Genomic DNA, 21,131 nt, shown 5'->3' on the forward strand with positions numbered 1-21,131 from the left:
GAATTTTCTTCTGCTAGCTTTCTTGCCTCTTCTGCTTGACGTTTCGCTTCTTCTTCAGCTTTCTTCAATGCGGCCTCTTCTGCTTCTTTTTGCAGACGCTCAGCTTCAACGCGATCTTTTTCAGACTTCGCGGTTTGTTCTGGGGTCATCTGCTTCTGTTTTGCTACACGTTCAGCATCTGCTTTACGTTTAGCTTCTTCTTTCACTTTACGGTCAGCCTCTTCTTTGGCTTTACGCTCTGCGTCTTGTTTTGCTTTAAGCTCAGCTGCTTCTTTTGCAGCTTGTTGCTCAAGTTCACGACGAGCGGCTTCTTCTGCTGCTATACGTGCTTGCTCTTGCTCTTGCTCAACCGCGCTTTTCTTCACGTAAGTACGTGTTTTACGTACTTCAACTTGTACTGACTTTGCTTGACCTGTAGAACCCGTAACACTTAATGTGCTTTTGCTCTTACGTTGCAATGTCATACGCGCTGGGCCATCTGAGCCTGTGCCGCCGTGTTGCTTGCTTAAGTGATCAAGTAACGTTGCTTTTTCTGCTTCAGTTACATTATCACCCGCTTGCTTAGTGATACCGGCTTGCGATAATTGTTGAAGCAATTTATCAACAGTTGTACCAATATCCCCGGCTAGTTTTTCAACATTTACTTCTGCCATAGTCTCTAATACCTCCGTTAATAAATTACTCGTCTGCGAACCAACAAATGTTGCGCGCAGCCATAATTAGCTCACCCGCTTTCTCTGGAGAAAGCTCTGTGATATCGACTAATTCATCAATACCTTGCTCTGCTAAATCTTCTAGCGTAACAACCCCTTTGCTTGCCATAACAAACGCAAGGTGACGCTCTAACCCTTCAAGTGCTAATAAGTCTTCAGCAGGCTCTGCACCATCAAGGCTTTCTTCTGTTTTAAGTGCTTTAGTCGTTAATGCATCTTTTGCACGTGAGCGTAACAAATCAACAGTATCTTCATCTAAACCATCAATTTCTAAAAACTCAGACGCAGGCACATAGGCAACTTCTTCAAGGGTTGAGAAACCTTCGTTGATAAGTAATGTTGCAAAGTCTTCATCGATGTCTAAGTTTTCAGTGAATAAGTTAATTAACTTATCAGATTCAGCTTCGTTCTTAGCGCGCATCTCTTCAACTGTCATTACGTTTAGTTCCCAACCAGTTAACTGGCTAGCAAGACGTACGTTTTGACCGTTACGACCAATTGCTTGTGCTAGGTTATCAGCTTCAACAGCGATATCCATTGAATGGGTGTCTTCATCCATTACAATTGAAGCAACTTCAGCAGGTGACATTGCATTAATAACGAACTGGGCTGGGTTGTCATCGTAAAGTACGATATCAACACGTTCACCACCTAATTCGGTAGAAACAGCTTGTACACGTGCACCACGCATACCAACACACGCACCAATTGGGTCGATACGTTTGTCGTTAGATTTCACGGCGATTTTAGCACGTGAACCTGGATCACGTGCCGCTGCACGTAGTTCAATCATCTCTTCGCCAATTTCTGGCACCTCAATGCGGAATAATTCCATCAGCATTTCTGGCTTAGAGCGTGTTACAAATAACTGTGCACCACGAGCATCAGGTTTTACTTCATAAAGTAAACCACGGATGCGATCGCCTGGACGGAAGTTTTCACGTGGTAACATGTCATCACGGTAAATAACCGCTTCAGCATTGTTACCTAAATCTAATACGATTGCGTCACGCGTTGCTTTTTTCACAACACCTGTTACTAACTCGCCTTGTTGATCTTTATAAGCTTCTACAACAAGTGCGCGCTCAGCTTCACGTACTTTTTGTACGATTACTTGTTTCGCCATTTGTGTAGTAATACGGTCAAATTTAATTGACTCGATTTGCTCTTCGATGAAATCACCAATCTTAAGATCTGGGTCATCAACCTGAGCCGCTTCTAACGTGATTTCGCTGTAAGGGTTTTCCAGTGAGCCATCTTCAAGTACTGCAGCAATCTGCCAACGACGGTAAGTGTCGTAGTCACCTGTTTTACGGTCAATTGCAACGCGTACTTCAATTTCACCAGTATGTTTTTTCTTAGTCGCAGTCGCTAATGCGAACTCTAACGCTTCGAAAATCTTTTCTTTTGGAACCGCTTTCTCATTGGAAACGGCTTCAGCAACCAATAATATCTCTTTTGCCATGGGTTATGCCTCGCTTGCCCTATTCCTTCGCACTCGGATTAAAACTTTGCGATGATGTTCGCACGTTCAATGTTACTGAGCATAATTAACTGCTCAGTACCGTCATATGAAAGTGTGATCATATCACTGCTAACTGCTATTAGATCGCCTTTAAAATTACGGCGACCATCTTGTGGAAGCTTAGTACGCACGCGTACTTCCTCTCCTTGTGCCTTCTCGTAGTGATCTTGTTTGAATAATAGACGATCAACACCAGGAGACGATACTTCCAAATCATATTCATTTGTAATCGGGTCTTCGACATCTAAAATTGCGCTTATTTGACGACTTGCATCAGCACAATTATCAACCGAGATCCCCGCTTCGTGATCGATATAGACCCTAAGCGTAGAATGGCGACCCGCTTGCACAAACTCTAGACCATGTAATTCAAAGCCTAACATTTCAACTGACGGTGAAAGCATGGTTAATAAATCTTGCTCAAGTTTTGTCACGAAAATTCTCCATACAAACAAAAAAAGGGCTTATAGCCCTAAAATACTTAGCTTATACCTTGATTTAAAATCAAGAGGTGCAGATACAACAACGCCCCGAACCAAGCGGGGCGTCACACCTAAAGCATAAAACTGTGTGGCCATGGGCCAAGCTTGGTTGCGGATAGCTAACACCATCTAAATTAAACCCAAAGGCTTAAACGCAAAACGCGCATTACATAGAATGCGCGACTTCAAATCAGTAACTAAAATCGCTACTCAAAAGTATGGCTTCAAGAATTGAGAAACATTAATAAAATTAATGGCTTATCTCAAAAACTTGGTTGCGGGAGCCGGATTTGAACCGACGACCTTCGGGTTATGAGCCCGACGAGCTACCAGGCTGCTCCATCCCGCGCCAACTTGTATCAAATATCTGATACTTGCCTAGCAGCTAATTAAGTGAGCTAGACAATGGCGGCTATTATAAAGAGGCTTGGCGGAATTAGCAACCAAAAACTGGTAAAGAATGACTAGATTATAAAGTACAAAATTATAGGTCAGAACAATTAGCTATAACGGAACACCAAGTGCGATTTTTAAAAACCAACATAAAGGCCCTAGGGCGTGTTGACCTTTTGTGATTAATTTTGCAGCAGTATGTTTGGTATTTAGGCAAGGCAGAGTCTATGTAGTGTGGTTGTTCCCCATAAATAGGCGATAACGCAGTATAAATTCCAAACATGCGCTGCCCAAAGGGTTCTTCCTAGGGGCGATTAACTCTTTGTTGCTCGATTTTTACTTAGCCCACTAGGTTACAAACCTCGCGCCGCGATTAAATCGCCCCTAGATTGAACAAATTTCAATCCACAAAGGTCAACACGCCCTAGCCTTATTGGCATTAATAAAGCATGCTATCGCGCAATTTCCATCGATTTACTCACTCTTTCCTACACAGCGTCTATACTAAGTTTTTAATGGCAATCTGCATATTTAAGGCTATTTAGAGAGGGCTTATTATGAGTATTTCTGCTCATCATCAAAAAATGTTATTATGAAGTATCGCAATAATAAAACCCAACTTTCACTGTTTTACTGTTACCTTTCATGTGCAATTAAAACGTCATGCATTGACAATGCAATGGCCTAGCAGTGATGAAATAAGTGAAAAAAGTTATTTGTTGTATTGCTCATTGGAACGCACTATTACCCACTTAGATCGCTTATTGTCTGTATTACCTTTTATTCATTATCATGCCAACAACCTAAGTAAATCTGGCCTCACTTGTCAGGATGTTGATTTATTATGTGATGCTTTTATAGCTGCGCTAAAAATTCATTTGGGCCGAGAATTTACGCTAAACCTAGAACAAGCGTGGCGTTATGCACTCAGGATGTTTAACAGCATAGTGAAAAGCTATTTATTTAATACCAGTAATATTGTTGCAATTAACAAGTCCGTGCAGCAGCAAGTGAATTCATAACAAATAACCTACATGCATTATTCTATACTGGCTAACTCTTGTAGAAGACGATCTATTTGGTGCTGTTCAACATCGATTAAAGTTGCATATTTTGATGTTAACGCACTCATTTTTCTAGATAAGGAGTTATCAAAAGTCGCATCAGTTAAGTTATTAGGTTGCTCTTTAGCCTGAGCTTCGAGGGCTGCTATTTGGCGATCCATTTGAGCTTGGTAAGTATCTATTTTTGATTGTCGCTGTTCAACATCTCGTTTGATTTCTTGTGACCGAATGAACGAATCAATACCTTTGCTCTGGGTTGATTGTTGGTCAATTTCAGACGTGTTTTTCGACGCAGGCAAAGCGTGTTTTTCTTTTAAGAGTCGATCAATATCCCGCTGTTCACGTGCAATTAAAACGTTATAGCGCTCTGAAATACTGGTCATTTGATTAGCTATTGCAGTTTCTTTTTTTGCACCAGATAAATTATTTAACTGCGCATCTGATTGCTCACCTAAGGCGGCAATTTGCTGATTCATTTTCTCGCTTAAGCTATCAATTTTATCTTGATGCTGTTGAATATCAGCATCAATTTGCCGAGTCCGAATATAACTATCAACGCCCGAGGTATCAATATTTTCATTAGCAACAATCTGACTAGATAAGCTTGGGTTTTGCTCTTTTACAGAGATTAGTTTCGCATCATCACCACATGGAAATTGACTAAATTCCACGACGCCTTTTTTTTCACACTGATAGACTGTGGCATGCAAAGAACTAACATGGCAAAGTGCAATGAGACAAGGTAAAACAATTTTAAATTTGCAAATAGCATACTGATATTGATTCATAAGGCGACACTCCTTTGTTTACGTATTAATACCTATACCACGACTATCAGTATTAATAAATGCGATCTAATCGACAATTTAATTCGTATAAAACAATTTTGAGCAAAATTAATGATCTATAAAACTCTGAGATTTATTTTTGGCGACCAACTTAATGCCAATCACAGTTGGTATAAAGAAGAGGATCAAACACAATACCTTTATGTCATTGCTGAATTAAAACAAGAAACAGATTATGTAAAACACCATATACAAAAGGTAGCGGCGTTTTTTGCGGCAATGGAGAACTTTGCGACTGCGCTCAAACAAGCACAATTAAATGTGCTTCATTTAACACTCGATGATACCCACGATGACGCATGCATTACCTCATTACTAACACGCTTGGCGAAGCAATATCAGTGTCAACAAATCCAATATCAGTATCCTGATGAGTATAGATTAAAAACTCAACTGCAAGAGTTTGCAAACAGCAGTGACTTTAATGTTAGTGCCACAGACAGCGAACATTTTTTATTACCTTTTGCTGATATCAGCGACCATTTTAAAAAAGATAAGCATGTGAAAATGGAATTTTTTTATCGCATGATGCGCAAGCGCTTTGACATATTGATGCAAGATAATGCTCCACTAGGCGGGCAATGGAACTTTGACCAAGACAATCGTAACAAATTAAAAAAAACTGATTTAGCTGCTATCCCTGAACCAAAAATATTTACCAATAATATTGAAGCTATTTTACAGCGCATAAAAAAACACCAGGTAAATACCCTTGGCCATTGTTCAGCAACTTTATTATGGCCAACCAGTCGTGCTCAAGCAAAACAATTACTCGATTACTTTTGCACTCATCTACTCCCCTGTTTCGGAAAATTTCAAGACGCGATGACCTGTCAGAGCTCATACAAATGGAGCTTGTATCATAGTCGTATCGCGTTTGCACTTAACACAAAAATGCTGCACCCAATGCAAGTTATTAAGCAAGTACTGGCTGAGTTTGCGGCACGGCAAGAACAGATCACGCTTGCCCAAGTTGAGGGGTTTATTAGGCAAATTTTAGGTTGGCGAGAATATGTAAGAGGTATTTATTGGCAAAATATGCCTGATTACGCGAGTAAAAATGAACTTGAGGCTGCTCGTCTGTTACCAGATTATTTTTGGAGTGGCAAAACAAAAATGAACTGTATGAAACAGGCAATCACGCAGAGCTTAGAGACCGCCTACGCGCATCATATTCAACGCTTAATGATCACCGGAAACTTTTGCTTATTAACCGGTATTGATCCAAATGAAGTTGATAGCTGGTATTTGGGCATTTACATCGATGCCATTGAATGGGTAGAAATGCCTAACACCCGTGGTATGAGTCAATTTGCAGATGGCGGCCTAATCGCCACAAAACCGTATGCCGCAAGCGGTAACTACATAAACAAAATGAGTGATTACTGCACCAGCTGCCACTATAACGTAAAACAAAAAAGTGACGACACGGCTTGCCCTTTTAATAGTTTATATTGGCAATTTATGCACACCCATGAAGCCCGCTTAGCTCGTAACCCACGTATTGGCATGGTCTATAAAAATTGGCAAAAACAAGATACATCACAACAGCACGCTATTTTAGAGCGAGCGCAATGGTGCCTAAATAATATAGAAAAACTCTAACAGAAGTATCATATCAGGTAATATTGTTAATTAAATGTTTAATTAATTTGTAATTATAGTGTAATTACCCTACTTTCTAATATTAGAAATTACTCCACAACACTATGAGAACACGATGAAAAAACAGTTTTTAACGGCATTATTACTGATCAGTACAAGCCAAGCACAGGCATTTAGCCAAGAAACACATAAACGTATCGTCATCGATGCAGTGAACTATATGCAGCAGCACCCAAGCAGCACACAGTTTTCGGCATTAAGCAAATACGCTCAACAAAATAATATGACGGTAACCCAGTTAGCCGAAGTACTAGGCCAAGCAGCCTATGATGTGGATGACTTTGAAGACACCTTCTTTTGTGGTGCTGTAACGGGGTCATGTGTTCAAGCACCAATATGGGGAGCAGCAGAGAGTATTGTTAAATATACCAGCTATTGGCATTTCCAAAACCATACCCAAGGGGCTGATCAACACGGTAACGACTTTGGTGGCTACAATTACCAAAAACTGACGGTATGGGGCACCGTTGATAACTTGGCTTCAAGCTGGTTAAAAGGTGACTACCTTGATGACGGTCAAGGCGGTGAAACAGGCTGGTTTAATGCCGATTCATCAAAGTACAACAGCTATGGTATTACTGAAGCTAATTACCGAATTGACAGCCAATCAAATTACAACATGTACGATGACTTTGAAGAAATGCCTTTTCAGCCAATTGATAATTTAGGTCAATACTGGTATCAAAGCTATTTGCAAAGTGGCAACCCACAAGTGTTAGGTTTTGTTTTCCATACAACTGACTTACTACAACCACACCATACTTGGACCACATCTGATCTCAATCATTCAAGCTGGGAAAGCTGGGTAAAAGACTACTATGATCAGGAACAACTCAATGACTCTGCCCTTATTACACAAGCCATGCAAACATTTTCAGCACTGGATATAAACAGTCAAGACGTACGCCCTTTACTGACACAAGGTGGCGCTTTTTCTTATGCTCAAGGCGGTATTGTGCTTAATTCACAAGACCATTACGACCGCTTAAATACGGCAAAACAAGTGATCCCACATGCGATTGCCATGGTTGTGCACCTACTTAATCATGCCATGGTCGTACGCCAATGAAAGCGCTGAGCAGTTGTATTTTGTTATTGTTAGGACTGCTTTATAGCAGCCTAACAATGGCATCATTTAACCAATATAGCGCTGCTGAAGTGCGTTTAATGCAGCAAGTTTATCAACAACACAATGCCAACATTAGTCGCAAAGACGTTCGTAAACATATGTTTGAAAATCAATTTTTATTATATCAAGCAGAACAACATATGCCTGAGCTGCTTGAACGTCAATCTGCGGTAGGCTTTAGCACGCAGTACCATGTTGAGCGCTATTTAATGAACATATTTGACAGGCAACTCAATTTATCAACATCCTATGTTAAAGGAAGTAATCTCACACAATATAATGCCCAGTGGCTGCTCAAAGTATTGCCTAGCTACCCTGCTGATGGCCAATACAACGCTGAACAAATCAATAAAATGCAGCGCACTGAGCTCAGAGGTCTCTTTACAACCGCCGTCAATCTTTATGAGTTTATAGCCCCTTTATCTATGCAAGTACGCTTTCGACTGCACCAAGGTGAAAGTGACTTATTCAAAACTGAAGTGATAAAAAAGCAACAATTTGAGGCGTTGCTTTTAAAAGCAACGCCATTACTTTTAAAGCAAGGGATCAGTATCGCGCACCTAGAAGAACTAGCAAAAGGCGATATTTTAAGGCCTTCGATTCAAAGTTGGCTAGGTATTAAAGACATGATGCACGTTCAAAGCCCAATACTCGACAGTCTTGAACAACAAATATCCGATAAAGAAATAAAAAATTATTATCAGGCAAATAAAGCGCGCTTTAAATACCTTAGTGAAGTGACAGCTTACGGCGCTGCGTTTACTGAGCGAGAGCAAGCGGTTCGCTTTAGAAACACAGTACAAGCAAGCTCTTTTACAGATGCATTATATATATCACAGCAAACCGACATTTATGCTAAGTATCACAATAAACTAACTCGCAAAAATAAAAGTAATTGGGCTGTGCAACTGGCTTATACGCTAAAAGCAGAAGAATTATCTGCGGTGATGCGCTCACCTGAAGGTCTATGGGTCGTCATAATTAGTAATAACCATCAGTATAACTACTTTAGCGCTACTGACGAAACGGTTCGCTATCAAGCTAAAAAAGCCATCGCAATACAAAAAGCGCAGCAACGCTATCAGCAAAATTGGCTGGCTTGGCAACAACAAAATGCAGTAAAACTATGAATAAAAAAGCTATCTACATAATTACAGGCGTCGCTTGTTTAGGTTTTTTAGTAATAAATTTAACAACAGAGCGAAAACGTGAAATAGCTCCCATCCGCGCTGCTGATGATTTAACGCCAGTAACGCCCGCACCACAAATAAATAATGCGTCGGCACCGACAGCTATTAATCCAGATATGACTGCTGAAGCGGCGATTGATAGTCACACCTCATTAAAAAATACTGATGCCAGTCAACAACTGCCGCCCATTACTACACCGAGTTACTTGCCTGTCATCGCAAAAAATCCAATCAGTGCGAGTCAGTTTCAAGGCGACTTAACCGATCATCAAGCTTACCTCGATTTTCATAAACAGCAGCAAACTCAGCTCGAGCAACGCTTTGTAATAGCTGCTCAACAAAAAATAACTAACCTTGAAAGCTTGCTCGAAAAAGGCCGTCAAAAAGGCCTCCCTCAACGGCAGCTGCAAGTTGCTATTGATAAAATTGCCGCCTTAAAAGACATGCAAGCCAAATTAAAAAGTAAAGATACAAACTGAACACAGCATCATTAATCATCTGCGATTAATGGTGCGCTAAGCGGACCCGATGTTTAAGCAAAGCTAAAAAAGCCGCCTCAACTGAGGCGGCTACTAAAAATAACAAGTAAATTAGGGGAAAAACACTGTCAAAGGGATGGTTATTTACCTTCTAGCAAGTTACCACTGCCAATTTCAATTTTACGTGGTTTAAGTGCTTCAGGGATCTCGCGTTGCAAGTCGATACTAAGTAGCCCATTGGCTAAATCAGCGCCGAGTACTTTAACGTGGTCACCTAGCTGGAATTTGCGTTCAAAGTTGCGCTCAGCAATGCCTTGATGAATAAATTTGCGCTCTGCGCTGTCATCTTTATTGGCTTTAATGCCAGCAACTTTTAAGGTGTTATTTTCTGACTCTATCGTCAGCTCATTATCACTAAAACCGGCAACAGCCATAGTAATGCGATATTTGTCTTTATCGAGTGCTTCAATGTTATACGGAGGAAAACTTGGCTGCTTGTCAGTGCGAGCGGCCGCATCCATTAAAGATGCTAAATGATCGAAGCCAATGAATGAACGATAAAGTGGTGATAAATCTACTGTACGCATAATAATATCCTCATATTTAAGCGATATTTTGCATGTGCTTTTCGGTTGAACAAGCGCAAGCAAAGTTTAATTAATAATATAAATTTCAATTACTTATGTTTAGTTGGGACCCATCAGGCGTCCTCACTAAACTATATATGGACGGCAAAATTGTTTTCAAGATTATTTTTGAAAAAAGTTTTATTTTTTTCAAAATCTCTTTTTGCCTACTCAATAAAGTGAGGACTCAAAGTTTGCTTTTCAAGTCTTTAAATAGTAATAAGGGGAATTAGCTTTAGAGGTCGATATGAAAAAAGTAACGAGTTTGCTGCTCAATATAATTATGTTAGTTGTGGTGTTTTTTGTAGTGACTACATATCAGCAACGCAATTTACTCAGCTCAGATAGCAGCCCTGCTCCATATTTTAATTTACCTGTGCTCAATGACAGCGAACAACGTATTGATATTGCGATGCTCAAAGGTAACACCACCGTGGTTTATTTTTTTGCGCCATGGTGCACAATCTGTCGTTACAGTATGCCAAACCTAGAAGCGGCATTGGTTGATTCTAATATCAACGCCATTGGCATTGCACTTGATTATAAAAATGAACAAGCAGTTGCGCAGTTTGTTAGTGAACTTAAACTCACAATGCCCATTTTACTAGGCGATAAAAATACCCAGAGTAATTATAAAATCAGCGCCTTTCCTACTTACTATGTAATTGATCAACAACTGCGAATAACCGCACGCTCAATGGGCTATTCAAGCCAATTAGGTATTACTATCAGAGCTCAAAACTAAATGTAACAGCTTGTAACACCTCCCTACATTTGCCTACATTTTCGTACAGTTTACTACGTATTTTTATATATTTTCTCATTACTATAGGTCGCAGTCACACTTACTCATAACCATGGAAGAATCATGTTAGCCACCTGCTTGCCATCACTTTACCGTTTAACGCCACTGGCGTTGTGTTTGCCATTTTTAACGCACGCCAACGTTGATGCTAATGAAGAAATAATAGAGCGTCTTGAAACCGTTTATAAACGCAGTAGCATTACCAGTGAAATAACCGAAAATACTGAAAAACTGATCACTATGCCCGGTGCTATGGGCGATCCACTGCGGGCAGTATTTGCATTACCAGGCGTTGTCGCCGCTGGCGGCTCAATGAGTGAACCGGCGGTACGTGGCTCATCGCCCGATGATAATTTGTTTGAAGTGGATTTTATGCCTGCAGGCTATATTTTTCATGATTTCGGCAGTTCTATTTTCAACAAGTACATTATTCAAGATTTTCAACTTTACTCAGCCGGCTATGGCACCAGTTACAGCAACGCCACCGGTGCCGTATTTGACGTAACACTGCGTAATCCTAAATATCAACCGATTACTACCACGCTTGATCTTACAATGTTTAATGCCGGTGTCTTTGTTGAAGGGCAACTCACGCAGAACACCGCGTTTTATTTATCAGCACGTAAAAGTACATTACCACTGTTCTTCTCTAAAGGTGAAGAGCTTGAAAACGACGATGGTGAACTCAGTGGTATCACCATCAATGATCCCCCAGATGATCATGATTACCAAGGCAAATGGATCTGGGATATAAACAATCAAAACGCCCTAACAGTGTCATTTACAGGCGCAAAAGACTCGGTTGCAGCAGGCTTTAATCAACGCGCTGAACTTTCACTAAAAAATCCTGAGTATCAAGGCGATGCTGATTTTATTCGTGAATTTACCAGCCAAAGTATTTTATGGGATCACTTTAATAAAGACTTTCATTTACGCTTAGGCGTTGGTTCGCTCGAACATTCTGGCCGATTGGAATACGCTAAACGTGCCACGCTAAGTGATGGCTATTTTGATGAAGAACAACAAAAGCAAATCACTTATAAAGGACGATTAAATTGGCGTGTTACTAAAGCCCAGCAACTGGTGTTTGATGCCGCCTATTTTGATAACGACAGTACTTACAGTTACGATAGTTTTCAATATCTTTGTACCGAGCTCGATCCTGATTGCGATCTAAACAAAGGTGAGCGAATAACGGGTAAAGACAAGCTAGCCCTTGATAAGTTCTTTGTTGGTGTTAGCCATGTTTGGGTTATTAACGAACAATGGCAAAGCGAAGTCGGCGTGCAATATCAAAGCAATGATTACACTGATGAAGATTTTGTGATGCCGCGCCTTGCGCTTAGCTACTTTATTAATAATCACAATAGCATCAATGCTAAATACGGGCATTATAATCGCATGCAAGATATTGACACTCTATTGCCTGAACACGGCAACCCGAATTTACGTTCGCAAACCTCAAAACACAGCAGTTTGGGTTTTGCACAAGAACTTGCCGATGAATGGACATGGTCTATTGAAGGGTATTACAAAACCATGGACGATTTACCGTTGGCATTAAACAATTATTCCGATGCAGCAATTCGTTACAGTAATGATGTAACTGGGCGAGCTTACGGTGTTGATCTATTAATAAACAAAAATAAAACTGATAAATGGTATGGCTGGCTTGCAGTTAGTTATGCCAAAAGTGAACGTACTGACCAACGCCAAAATATCACTCGGGATTATTACGCTGATACCCCTTTAGTTGTCAACATGGTGTTTAATTACCAAATCAGTGAAAAATGGCAAGGCGGCTTTAACTTTACTGCCCGCAGCGGTCAAGCTTACACCCCGATTGTTGGCGTCACAGAAAATTCCGAATTCGAAGGACGTTTTTTACCACAATATGGTGATCCATTTTCTGAGCGTTTCGATGTTTATCATCGGCTTGATCTTCGTTTTGAACGTCAAACCGACTTTTGGGGCTTAGACGGTGTGTTAATTTTAGAATTAATGAACGCCTACGGCCAAGCAAACACCAGTAGCATTGATTTAGATTATCAGAAAGTAACCTCGACTAATGATTTAATTATCAAAGAAAACGAGGATGATTTTGAAATGCGCCCTTCAATTGGCTTTAGTGTTAAGTTTTAATTAGCCACCCCACATACACCTTTAATATTGATTAAAGGTGTATGTAATCATTAAAATAGAATTCATCAATCGTTTTTTTACGCTGTTTATTTTTTCTCAATTAGTTAAGATGAATGTAAATAAAATCGAGGAGAGCGATATGTTAACTGTAATTTTTGGCCGTGAAGGCTGCCCTTATTGTGTACGTGCTAAAGATGTTGCTGAAAAACTAGCAAATGAACGTGATGATTTTAAATATCGTTATGTTGATATTATTAAAGAAGGCGTGAGTAAAGCCGATTTAGAACAATCAGCAGGTAAGCCTTGCCCAACCGTGCCACAAATCTTTATTGACCAAGCACACATCGGTGGTTTCACTGAGTTTGAAGCTTACGCTAAAGAGAATCTTGGACTTTATCAATAAGTTCTGTATAAAATTTGTTAATCAATTTGATTTACCCACAATCAAATTGATTAAATTATGACCAACATCAACTACATACAAATTAGTTTCAATTTATACAAGCATTTGCCTCGTAAATCCTATACAATGCGCGCCTCTTTAAATTCGTTGAGGCGTATTAATGTCAGAACCAGTCACGTTTGAATCTCTAAATCTTTCTCCTGCAATTTTGAAGGCAGTTGAAGAGTTGGGTTACAAGACACCATCTGAAATCCAAGCTCAATGTATACCGTTATTGCTAGAAAGAAAGGACGTACTGGGACTAGCTCAAACGGGTACAGGTAAAACCGCAGCATTTGCACTGCCATTACTTAATAATATTGACCCGTCTGTGAAGCAGCCGCAGATCCTTGTACTCACACCAACCCGTGAGCTTGCGATCCAAGTAGCTGAGGCATTCGAACAATATGCTAAACATGTTCGTGGTATTGAAGTATTGGCACTTTATGGTGGCCAGAGCTACAGTATCCAATTAAGTGCACTTCGTCGTGGCGCGCAAGTTATTGTCGCTACTCCAGGTCGCTTAATCGATCATATTAACCGTGGCACTATCAAGTTTGACAGCTTACAAGCTCTTGTACTTGATGAAGCCGATGAAATGTTACGTATGGGCTTTATCGATGATGTTGAAAACATCATGGAAAAAACGCCGCGCGAAAAGCAAACATGTCTTTTCTCTGCGACCATGCCTAAGCAAATTCAAAACATCAGCAGCAAATATATGAATAACCCTGAACAGGTTCATATATCTGCGCGTAACTCAACAGTATCATCTGTTGAGCAAGTATTTTGGAATGCCAGCGTACACAAGAATAAAGCGATTGTTCGCTTTTTAGAAGCTGAACAATATGAAGGCGCGATTGTTTTCGTACGTACACGTAACGATACAGTACAACTTGCTGAATTATTAGAGCGCGAAGGTTTCTCTGCAGCTCCACTTAACGGTGACATGAACCAGCAAGCACGTGAACGCACAGTAGAACGCTTAAAAAGTGGCATGCTAAACGTTGTTATCGCAACAGACGTTGCAGCACGTGGTCTAGATGTTGACCGTTTAAGCCTTGTTATCAACTACGATATCCCACAAGATTCTGAAGCTTATGTTCACCGTATTGGCCGTACAGGTCGTGCTGGTCGTACTGGTAAAGCGATTCTTTTCGTAAAACATAACGAACGTTATTTACTTAAAAATATCATTCGTCATACGAATTCAGATATTGTACAAGTTGAACTACCAACTGCAAAAGTTGTTGAAGAAAAACGTATCGAAGCGTTACAAGCTAAATTAGCTATTGCGCTTGAAAATAAAGATATTACTTTCTTTAATGAAGTAGCAGCTAATATGGCGCAAAAGCTTGAACTTGCTCCTGAAGACCTAGCAGGTGCGTTACTGTGTTTAGCACAGCAACAATCACCAATTAAGGTTGAAGAAGTTAAGATCCAACAACGTGAGCGTAGCGAACGTAATGACCGTAACCCACGTGAGCGTAATGATCGTGGTGACCGTGGTCGTCGTAATGAACGCAGCGAACGCCCTGCACGTGACCGTGATGCTAAACCACGTGAACGTAATAGCCGTGATGCAGGCCCTATGGATACTTACCGTATCGAAGTAGGTCGTGAACATGGTGTTCAAGTTAAGAACATTGTTGGCGCTATCGCTAACGAAGCTGACATCTCAAGCAAGTTTATTGGTGATATTCGTTTACACGACAATCACAGTACGGTTCAATTACCGCAAAACATGCCTAAAGATGTACTTGATCATTTCCAAAAAGTGTTTATTTGTAAACGTCCAATGGGCTTAACATTAACACAAGATCAAGGTCCTGCTGAACCACGTGCTGAACGCTCTGAGCGTCCATCAGGTGACAAAAAACGCAGCTTTAACAAAGATGACAGTGCACGCGGTGATAAGCGTAGCGGTCCTCGTAAAGAACGTCGCCCAGTAAGCTTCACAGCTAAATAAGCAACGACTCTTTAATAAAAAAAACCTTGCCACGAAAGTGACAAGGTTTTTTTGTGTTTGGAATAAAGTAAATATTCGTGAGGGGAAGATTTTGTGAAGTCACAATATTCGTTGATAGCAATTGCATTGAATGAATGAGTATTTGAATTCGCTAAAATAATCATGTTTTTAATAAAATTGGCATAAATAACGCTCTAACATCTATTTTTGCTTCTAAGCGAGCCGCAATCAAATATAAACCAGCAAGTTTACGGTGAATAAATAATGCATCCACTGGTGGTGTATGCCATTGCTGTGCTTGTGCACTAAGTTGCAACCCAGCATCTTTAATATTTGCTGCCAGTTGACTATTTTTAAAATCAAAATCACCATCGTGACGCAGTGGCTCACACGCCATTAAAAATAGCTCTATAACATTATCTTTATAACTGTCACGCAATGTATCTTTAAAATAACCAATCTGAGTGGCCGCATTTAATACCCCATCACGATTATTCTCACTGCCTGCTTTAAATAAAGCTAGATAAGCTTGGCTCAACTGAGGCGAAATCTCACGGGTTGCCCCAAAATCAAATAAAACGATTTTTTGTGTGGCTGGTTGATAATGAAAATTAGCAAAGTTTGGATCTGTTTGTATCAGTCTAAATTCAAACATTTCTTTAAAAAATAACGCAATAAGTTGCTGTGCCACAAAGCTTTGCTCTGCTTTGGGTAGATCGGTAATTCCCTCTATAGGCTGAGCCTCAATATACTGCATCGTTAATATTTGTTTAGTACTGTGCTCTTTATAGACGTTAGGAACAATAAAGTGTCGGTTATTTGCCAATGCATTTTTATAACGTAATAAATACTGCGCTTCACGGTGATAATCAGCTTCCGCTAATAATTGTATTTTAGCCTCTGCGACGAGTGGCTTGATATCAAGATCTTTAGGTAGTAAACGAGACAGTGTAAGCAGCGATATAACATTATCAACATCACTGACCACACTTTTTGCGATCCCCGGGTATTGAATTTTTACAGCTAATTGCTCGCCGTTTTCATGGTAGGCCAAATGCACTTGACCAATAGAAGCGGCAGCAAATGGCCTAAGCTCAATATGTGAAAAACGCGATAACCAGTCATCTCCCCACTGCTCTTTTAATACAGTAATGAGTTGTTTATGTGGCATGGGGTTAGCGTCTGATCGAAGTAATGCAAGTAATTGAGCAAGCTCTGGACTGAGTAGATCCCCAGCATCCATTGACAGTAGCTGCCCTAATTTCATTGCCGCACCGCGTAAGTGTGATAGTTCTGTCGCTAGATTTTTTATGTTTTTAGGCTGCAGTAATAAGCTTTTATTATCCCAACCCTTTCCTGAAAGAGTACTTTTGGCTCCCTCAAATAACATATTACTCGCGACACTGGTTGCTAATGAGCCTAACTTTGCAAAGCGTGAAAATCGAGATGTAGGAACAGCGCGTTCATTGGCCATACTAAAACCTAGTTAACGAATATATTTACCGGTTTATACGTACCAAGCTGGGTATACGATCGAATTGACAACTGGCTGGATAAAACTAACCACAAAAAAACCTCGCCATTATAATGACGAGGTTTTTACACATAAATATTTAGCCGTGCTTTATTAAGGCGCGACTGCTGGGTACACGTAACTTGCGTCTAATCCAAGCGGGATACCCAGTGCCCAGTAACCGAGTAAAAATAAGCTCCAGCCAATCATAAAAGCGATTGAATATGGCAGCATCATCGCGATAAGCGTGCCAATGCCCGTGCCTTTGACGTATTTTTGGCAGTACACCACAACTAATGGGAAATACGGCATTAAAGGAGTGATGATGTTTGAACTAGAATCGCCCACGCGATAAGCCGCTTGAGTTAAATCTGGCGAGATACCTAACTGCATTAACATAGGCACAAACACCGGGCCCAGTAGCGCCCACTTTGCTGAACTTGAGCCAACAAACAAGTTTACAAAACCAGTTAAAAAGATGATACCGACAACAGTCACCGCACTTGGTAACTGCATGGCTTTTAACAGCTGCGCGCCTTCAATTGCCAGCAGAGCTCCCAAGTTTGATTTACTAAATGCAGCAATAAACAAGGCACAAAAGAACGCCATTACAATATAATACGCCATGCCGCCCATTGCTTTACTCATGGCATCTATCATATCTTTAGAGCTTTTAAAGGTGCCAACGGTAAAACCATACACTGCACCAGGTATCCAAAACAGTAGGAAAATTAGCGGTACGATAGATTGCATTAAAGGCGAGCGAAAATTAGTTAAAGAGCCATCTTCGCTTCGCATTGCAGAGTCCGCAGGGGCTGACACATAGGCTAATAACGCAAGACCTGCAATCATCACTGTACTTGCAATAAAAAACGCGCGTTTTTCGTCGCTACGGGCATCTTCAAATGCAGGTAAATCTTCTTTATTACCATCTAATTCGGTATTTTTTAACCGTGGTTCAATGATTTTATCGGTGATGTACCAGCCTAATAAAATAATGAATAAACTTGAAGCCGAGGTAAACGCCCAGTTATTTAATGGGTTAATCGACATCGCGGGGTTAATAATTTGCGCCGCACTTTGGGTAAAGCTTTGCAGTAGTGGATCAATCCCCGACGGAATAAAGTTTGCACCAAAGCCACCACTGACTCCCGCAAATGCCGCCGCAATACCCGCCAATGGATGGCGCCCTGCTGCATAAAATATAACACCAGCTAACGGAATGACTAACACATAACCTGCATCGGTTGCTGTATGGCTGACGATGGCGACTAAAATAATTGACGGTGTTAAAAGTTTTTTAGGTGTCACCTTTAACATTAACTTAAGGCCAGTATTAATAAAGCCAGAATGTTCAGCAACCCCTACACCCAGCATGGCCACTAACACCACACCTAACGGTGCAAAACCGGTAAAAGTTTTTACCATTGATGATAAAAAGGTCGCTAACGAATCACTCGCCAACATATTATTAATAATAATGGCTTCACCGGTACGAGGGTCGATAGCGTCAAAAGTAACACCTGAGAACCACCACGACAGTAGCCAAATTAGTAACATGGCAAACAAAAAGATGATTGCCGGATCAGGCAGTTTATTTCCTACCCGCTCAACAAAATTTAAAAATCGCGCAACTATGCCCGAGGGCATTGCCACATCTTTATTATTATTCATTTCACTTGTTCCCTAGAGTTTAGTCAGTGGTACTTTAGCGTATCTAGGGAATGAGGTAAATTTTAAGTGAACAGAAAATACATTTTATAGGAACTAAATAGGCTCAATGCACAAAAAAACGGCACTATTGCCGTTTTTTTAAATAACTTTTTATTTAGTCTTTTAAGCGAGTGCTTTTACTTCTTCCCATAATCTTACTACTAGGGCTTTATCTTCTTCGTTAAGCTCACCATTGCGATACGCTTTCACTAAACTTTTTTCAACGGTTTCATTGAGCTCATCTATTTCAAGATTAAGCTCTTCAACTTGCGCATAGCCTACTGCTAAATCAAAATGGCCTCGTAAATAACCACCGGCAAATAACTCATCATCAGTGGCTTTGATCACTAAGTCATCAAAATACTGTTGGGCTGCGTCAATATAATTTACTAAACTCACTTCTACTTCTCCTGATTTTGCAGGGTCTTCTACCAATCAATCTTGATGGCCTACTGCATACATAATATGGTCGTTAAATCCGCAGGTTACACGAATATAACCGCTTAATTCATCATCCAGCTCACTATCGCCTGTATCGCAAATGAGCGGGCGGCCGTTTAAAGCCTGTAATTTAGTTTTGGTAGCCACCACAATAATATTATCCAGCCCTATCGCGCGAATAAGTGCTGGGCTTAACTGTTGATTGCCACGGCCAAAAATATGGCCTTGGCCACCAATTAGCGTGATCACTAATTTAGTGTCGCGCTGATGGGTCATCGCTAATAATTGTTCAGCTGTAAGATCTTGCGCAATTAAGCTTTGATCTGCAACTAAATCAACACCTAATAAGGTATTTTCAAGCCCCATTTCTTGCATAATAGCTGCAACTGTTGAGCCACTGCCCATTACATATAACGTATCTTCATCCATTTCACTGACGACATAGGCGGCAATATCAGCAAGTACCAGCTCGTCGGTTTCTTTACCGCCATTTTTTACCGCTTGTACATAACGTACTTCACTGGGTACTTGCATTTCACCATAACGTTTTGCTTTAACTGTGCCTTGACGAAACGCATCTTCGTCAATATCCATCACATCGGCATCGCCTAAGGTAACTAGTTCACCTTTGACCAGCATTTCGACTACCCGCCCTGCGGCCTTTGGCGTGATTGCATAAACCCCTGAATGAATTTTACAGCCGGCAGGAATGCCCAGTGCCGGTAAGCTATCTTCAACCGCATGACAAATATTACGCGCAGTGCCATCGCCACCAGCAAATAAAATTAAATCAACACCTAGCTGTTGCAATACCTTGGCTGCACGCTCAGTATCATCTGCACTACTGGGGTGCTCGCTTTGATACACAACTTCGGTATTAAAACCAAGATCTGCCGCGGTGCTTTCACCCATTGAGTGATTAACAGTATAAATTGTTATTTTATCTTGATAAGGCAATAACACCTCAAGCGCTGCTTTAGTGCGTAAATTAGCTTTTGGCTCAGCGCCAAGCGCCAGAGCTTTAGCCGCAACACCATCACTACCTTTGAGCGCCACACTGCCACCTAAACCAGCAACTGGGTTTACAATTAGTCCTAACTTAAACTGCATTACTTAACTCCTGAGGATGTTGCCATACAAACTGCCCGGCATTCAATGGCCATGGCGTATTGTAAAATTCGCTTAATGCTTTTAAAAGTGCAGTAGTCCGAGGATTAAAGCCTATTTTTAGTAACTGTAAAAGTTGCTTGTGTACTCGCGCCTGAAAATCAAAACGACAGGTTTGCTCACCATTTAAATTATCAACCGAAACATTAAACTCAAAACCTGTAGCAACACTCAACGCCCACTCGATTGCTTGCGGTTTTACTTCAACGGCTTCAAATTCTGCTTGCTGAGCTTTATCACGGCCATCTGGGCAATACCAATAACCGTAATCTTCGAGTAAACGACGTTTATCACCCGCCACTAGCCAATGAGCTATTTCGTGCAGTGCACTGGCATAAAAACCATGGGCAAACACAATTTGATGATACGGCGTTTTAACATCAGCGGGAATATAAATAGGCTCATGCTCACCTTTGACCAAGCGTGTATTATGGCTGTGGTAAAAAGTGCGTTCAAAAATAGATGTTAAATCGGCTATTTGATGCATAAAAGTCTGATTAATTCGCCTCGGTAAAATGCAACAAATGCACATTAAAATCGAGGCGAATTGTACGGGCTTTTAGCAAGAATGTAAAAGTTGATAACGACTAAGCAGCCATGCGTTATTGTCTTGCCTTTACTTTGCAAATTTAGCTAAGCCAAAAATATGTATTCGCTGCAATCTAGCTCCTTTTATTTACTGTTCAAGTAATAACCCTTATCCTCTTTACACTTACTATCCGAATTTAAGAATAAAATTATAAACCCATGTTCAAATTACTTTTTATAAAACGACCGAAGCTTTTAGTTGTTACTTTAATTACGCTGATAAGTATCCCCCTGCCC

General features: G+C 40.6%; 19 protein-coding genes and 1 tRNA gene. 9 read left to right on the forward strand and 11 right to left on the reverse strand.

Annotation, left to right across the window (positions count from 1 at the left end):
- From H5200_RS12235 to H5200_RS12250, 4 genes are all read right to left on the reverse strand, one after another.
- On the reverse strand, window positions 1-653 hold a 653-nt coding region (locus H5200_RS12235), incomplete at its 3' end, for a translation initiation factor IF-2 associated domain-containing protein (RefSeq protein WP_182761595.1).
- 25 nt (window positions 654-678) lie between these two features.
- Window positions 679-2,178, reverse strand: a complete 1,500-nt coding sequence (gene nusA, locus H5200_RS12240; protein ID WP_145240434.1) for a transcription termination factor NusA — start codon at window positions 2,176-2,178, stop codon at window positions 679-681.
- A 38-nt stretch (window positions 2,179-2,216) separates the two neighbouring features.
- Entirely contained in the window at window positions 2,217-2,672 is a 456-nt protein-coding gene (gene rimP / locus H5200_RS12245; RefSeq protein ID WP_145240432.1) for a ribosome maturation factor RimP, read from the reverse strand.
- 320 nt (window positions 2,673-2,992) lie between these two features.
- Window positions 2,993-3,069: transfer RNA gene (locus tag H5200_RS12250), tRNA-Met, on the reverse strand.
- 718 nt (window positions 3,070-3,787) lie between these two features.
- Between H5200_RS12250 and H5200_RS12255 the strand changes: the two genes are divergently transcribed.
- Window positions 3,788-4,135 (forward strand): globin, encoded by a 348-nt coding sequence (locus H5200_RS12255; RefSeq protein WP_182740117.1) that lies wholly within the window; start codon window positions 3,788-3,790, stop codon window positions 4,133-4,135.
- A 17-nt stretch (window positions 4,136-4,152) separates the two neighbouring features.
- On the opposite strand, the gene H5200_RS12260 is transcribed toward H5200_RS12255, so the two are convergent.
- Entirely contained in the window at window positions 4,153-4,965 is an 813-nt protein-coding gene (locus tag H5200_RS12260; protein ID WP_182718633.1) for a hypothetical protein, read from the reverse strand.
- A 111-nt stretch (window positions 4,966-5,076) separates the two neighbouring features.
- Here H5200_RS12260 and H5200_RS12265 point away from each other — a divergent pair, with 111 nt between their 5' ends.
- The 4 genes from H5200_RS12265 (at window position 5,077) to H5200_RS12280 (ending at window position 9,488) form a co-directional block, all read left to right on the forward strand.
- Window positions 5,077-6,630 (forward strand): cryptochrome/photolyase family protein, encoded by a 1,554-nt coding sequence (locus H5200_RS12265; RefSeq protein WP_182758339.1) that lies wholly within the window; start codon window positions 5,077-5,079, stop codon window positions 6,628-6,630.
- A 115-nt stretch (window positions 6,631-6,745) separates the two neighbouring features.
- On the forward strand, window positions 6,746-7,759 hold the full coding sequence (locus H5200_RS12270) for a phospholipase (RefSeq protein ID WP_182718632.1): 1,014 nt from the start codon (window positions 6,746-6,748) through the stop codon (window positions 7,757-7,759).
- Window positions 7,760-7,815: 56 nt separating this feature from the next.
- Window positions 7,816-8,949 carry a peptidylprolyl isomerase gene (locus H5200_RS12275; RefSeq protein WP_259399208.1) on the forward strand — a complete coding sequence of 378 codons (1,134 nt, stop codon included), beginning with the start codon at window positions 7,816-7,818 and terminating at the stop codon, window positions 8,947-8,949.
- Window positions 8,946-9,488: a hypothetical protein gene (locus H5200_RS12280; RefSeq protein WP_145240420.1), complete on the forward strand. Its 543-nt coding sequence runs from the start codon at window positions 8,946-8,948 to the stop codon at window positions 9,486-9,488. The genes H5200_RS12275 and H5200_RS12280 overlap by 4 nt, the downstream gene beginning before the upstream one ends.
- 140 nt (window positions 9,489-9,628) lie before the next feature.
- On the opposite strand, the gene H5200_RS12285 is transcribed toward H5200_RS12280, so the two are convergent.
- A complete protein-coding gene (locus tag H5200_RS12285) occupies window positions 9,629-10,075 on the reverse strand; it encodes an Hsp20 family protein (protein WP_145240418.1) in 447 nt (148 codons plus the stop codon).
- A 286-nt stretch (window positions 10,076-10,361) separates the two neighbouring features.
- On the opposite strand from H5200_RS12285, the gene H5200_RS12290 reads away from it, so the two are divergent.
- The 4 genes from H5200_RS12290 (at window position 10,362) to H5200_RS12305 (ending at window position 15,472) form a co-directional block, all read left to right on the forward strand.
- Complete coding sequence (locus tag H5200_RS12290; RefSeq protein ID WP_145240416.1) at window positions 10,362-10,859, forward strand: TlpA disulfide reductase family protein; 498 nt, start codon at window positions 10,362-10,364, stop codon at window positions 10,857-10,859.
- Window positions 10,860-10,982: 123 nt separating this feature from the next.
- The gene (locus tag H5200_RS12295; RefSeq protein ID WP_182718629.1) at window positions 10,983-13,061 is read left to right on the forward strand and encodes a TonB-dependent siderophore receptor; all 2,079 of its coding nucleotides are present in this window, start codon (window positions 10,983-10,985) and stop codon (window positions 13,059-13,061) included.
- A 139-nt stretch (window positions 13,062-13,200) separates the two neighbouring features.
- Window positions 13,201-13,464: a GrxA family glutaredoxin gene (locus tag H5200_RS12300; protein WP_149983014.1), complete on the forward strand. Its 264-nt coding sequence runs from the start codon at window positions 13,201-13,203 to the stop codon at window positions 13,462-13,464.
- 160 nt (window positions 13,465-13,624) lie between these two features.
- Window positions 13,625-15,472, forward strand: a complete 1,848-nt coding sequence (locus tag H5200_RS12305) for a DEAD/DEAH box helicase (RefSeq protein WP_145240410.1) — start codon at window positions 13,625-13,627, stop codon at window positions 15,470-15,472.
- 160 nt (window positions 15,473-15,632) lie between these two features.
- Here H5200_RS12305 and H5200_RS12310 read toward each other — a convergent pair whose 3' ends face one another.
- The 5 genes from H5200_RS12310 to H5200_RS12330 form a co-directional block, all read right to left on the reverse strand.
- Entirely contained in the window at window positions 15,633-16,946 is a 1,314-nt protein-coding gene (locus H5200_RS12310; RefSeq protein WP_149983015.1) for an AarF/ABC1/UbiB kinase family protein, read from the reverse strand.
- Window positions 16,947-17,099: 153 nt separating this feature from the next.
- Entirely contained in the window at window positions 17,100-18,659 is a 1,560-nt protein-coding gene (locus H5200_RS12315) for an AbgT family transporter (protein ID WP_182761596.1), read from the reverse strand.
- A 162-nt stretch (window positions 18,660-18,821) separates the two neighbouring features.
- Entirely contained in the window at window positions 18,822-19,097 is a 276-nt protein-coding gene (locus H5200_RS12320; protein ID WP_145240403.1) for a YfcL family protein, read from the reverse strand.
- A 36-nt stretch (window positions 19,098-19,133) separates the two neighbouring features.
- Window positions 19,134-20,249 (reverse strand): ATP-NAD kinase family protein, encoded by a 1,116-nt coding sequence (locus H5200_RS12325; protein ID WP_182740106.1) that lies wholly within the window; start codon window positions 20,247-20,249, stop codon window positions 19,134-19,136.
- The gene (locus tag H5200_RS12330) at window positions 20,239-20,793 is read right to left on the reverse strand and encodes an elongation factor P hydroxylase (RefSeq protein ID WP_149983018.1); all 555 of its coding nucleotides are present in this window, start codon (window positions 20,791-20,793) and stop codon (window positions 20,239-20,241) included. The genes H5200_RS12325 and H5200_RS12330 overlap by 11 nt, the downstream gene beginning before the upstream one ends.
- Window positions 20,794-21,131: the final 338 nt, after the last annotated feature.

This window comes from Pseudoalteromonas sp. SG43-7 (assembly GCF_014164295.1).
Lineage (GTDB): Bacteria > Pseudomonadota > Gammaproteobacteria > Enterobacterales > Alteromonadaceae > Pseudoalteromonas > Pseudoalteromonas rhizosphaerae.

Excerpts from the sequence above, each read along its gene's own strand:
- H5200_RS12285 (WP_145240418.1), bottom strand. The coding sequence starts at position 10,075 with ATGCGTACAGTAGATTTATCACCACTTTATCGTTCATTCATTGGCTTC.
- H5200_RS12280 (WP_145240420.1), top strand. The coding sequence starts at position 8,946 with ATGAATAAAAAAGCTATCTACATAATTACAGGCGTCGCTTGTTTAGGT.
- H5200_RS12305 (WP_145240410.1), top strand. The coding sequence starts at position 13,625 with ATGTCAGAACCAGTCACGTTTGAATCTCTAAATCTTTCTCCTGCAATT.
- H5200_RS12260 (WP_182718633.1), bottom strand. The coding sequence starts at position 4,965 with ATGAATCAATATCAGTATGCTATTTGCAAATTTAAAATTGTTTTACCT.
- H5200_RS12300 (WP_149983014.1), top strand. The coding sequence starts at position 13,201 with ATGTTAACTGTAATTTTTGGCCGTGAAGGCTGCCCTTATTGTGTACGT.
- H5200_RS12315 (WP_182761596.1), bottom strand. The coding sequence starts at position 18,659 with ATGAATAATAATAAAGATGTGGCAATGCCCTCGGGCATAGTTGCGCGA.
- H5200_RS12270 (WP_182718632.1), top strand. The coding sequence starts at position 6,746 with ATGAAAAAACAGTTTTTAACGGCATTATTACTGATCAGTACAAGCCAA.
- H5200_RS12295 (WP_182718629.1), top strand. The coding sequence starts at position 10,983 with ATGTTAGCCACCTGCTTGCCATCACTTTACCGTTTAACGCCACTGGCG.
- H5200_RS12325 (WP_182740106.1), bottom strand. The coding sequence starts at position 20,249 with ATGCAGTTTAAGTTAGGACTAATTGTAAACCCAGTTGCTGGTTTAGGT.
- H5200_RS12275 (WP_259399208.1), top strand. The coding sequence starts at position 7,816 with ATGGCATCATTTAACCAATATAGCGCTGCTGAAGTGCGTTTAATGCAG.
- H5200_RS12310 (WP_149983015.1), bottom strand. The coding sequence starts at position 16,946 with ATGGCCAATGAACGCGCTGTTCCTACATCTCGATTTTCACGCTTTGCA.
- H5200_RS12265 (WP_182758339.1), top strand. The coding sequence starts at position 5,077 with ATGATCTATAAAACTCTGAGATTTATTTTTGGCGACCAACTTAATGCC.
- H5200_RS12290 (WP_145240416.1), top strand. The coding sequence starts at position 10,362 with ATGAAAAAAGTAACGAGTTTGCTGCTCAATATAATTATGTTAGTTGTG.
- H5200_RS12255 (WP_182740117.1), top strand. The coding sequence starts at position 3,788 with ATGCAATGGCCTAGCAGTGATGAAATAAGTGAAAAAAGTTATTTGTTG.
- H5200_RS12330 (WP_149983018.1), bottom strand. The coding sequence starts at position 20,793 with ATGCATCAAATAGCCGATTTAACATCTATTTTTGAACGCACTTTTTAC.
- nusA (WP_145240434.1), bottom strand. The coding sequence starts at position 2,178 with ATGGCAAAAGAGATATTATTGGTTGCTGAAGCCGTTTCCAATGAGAAA.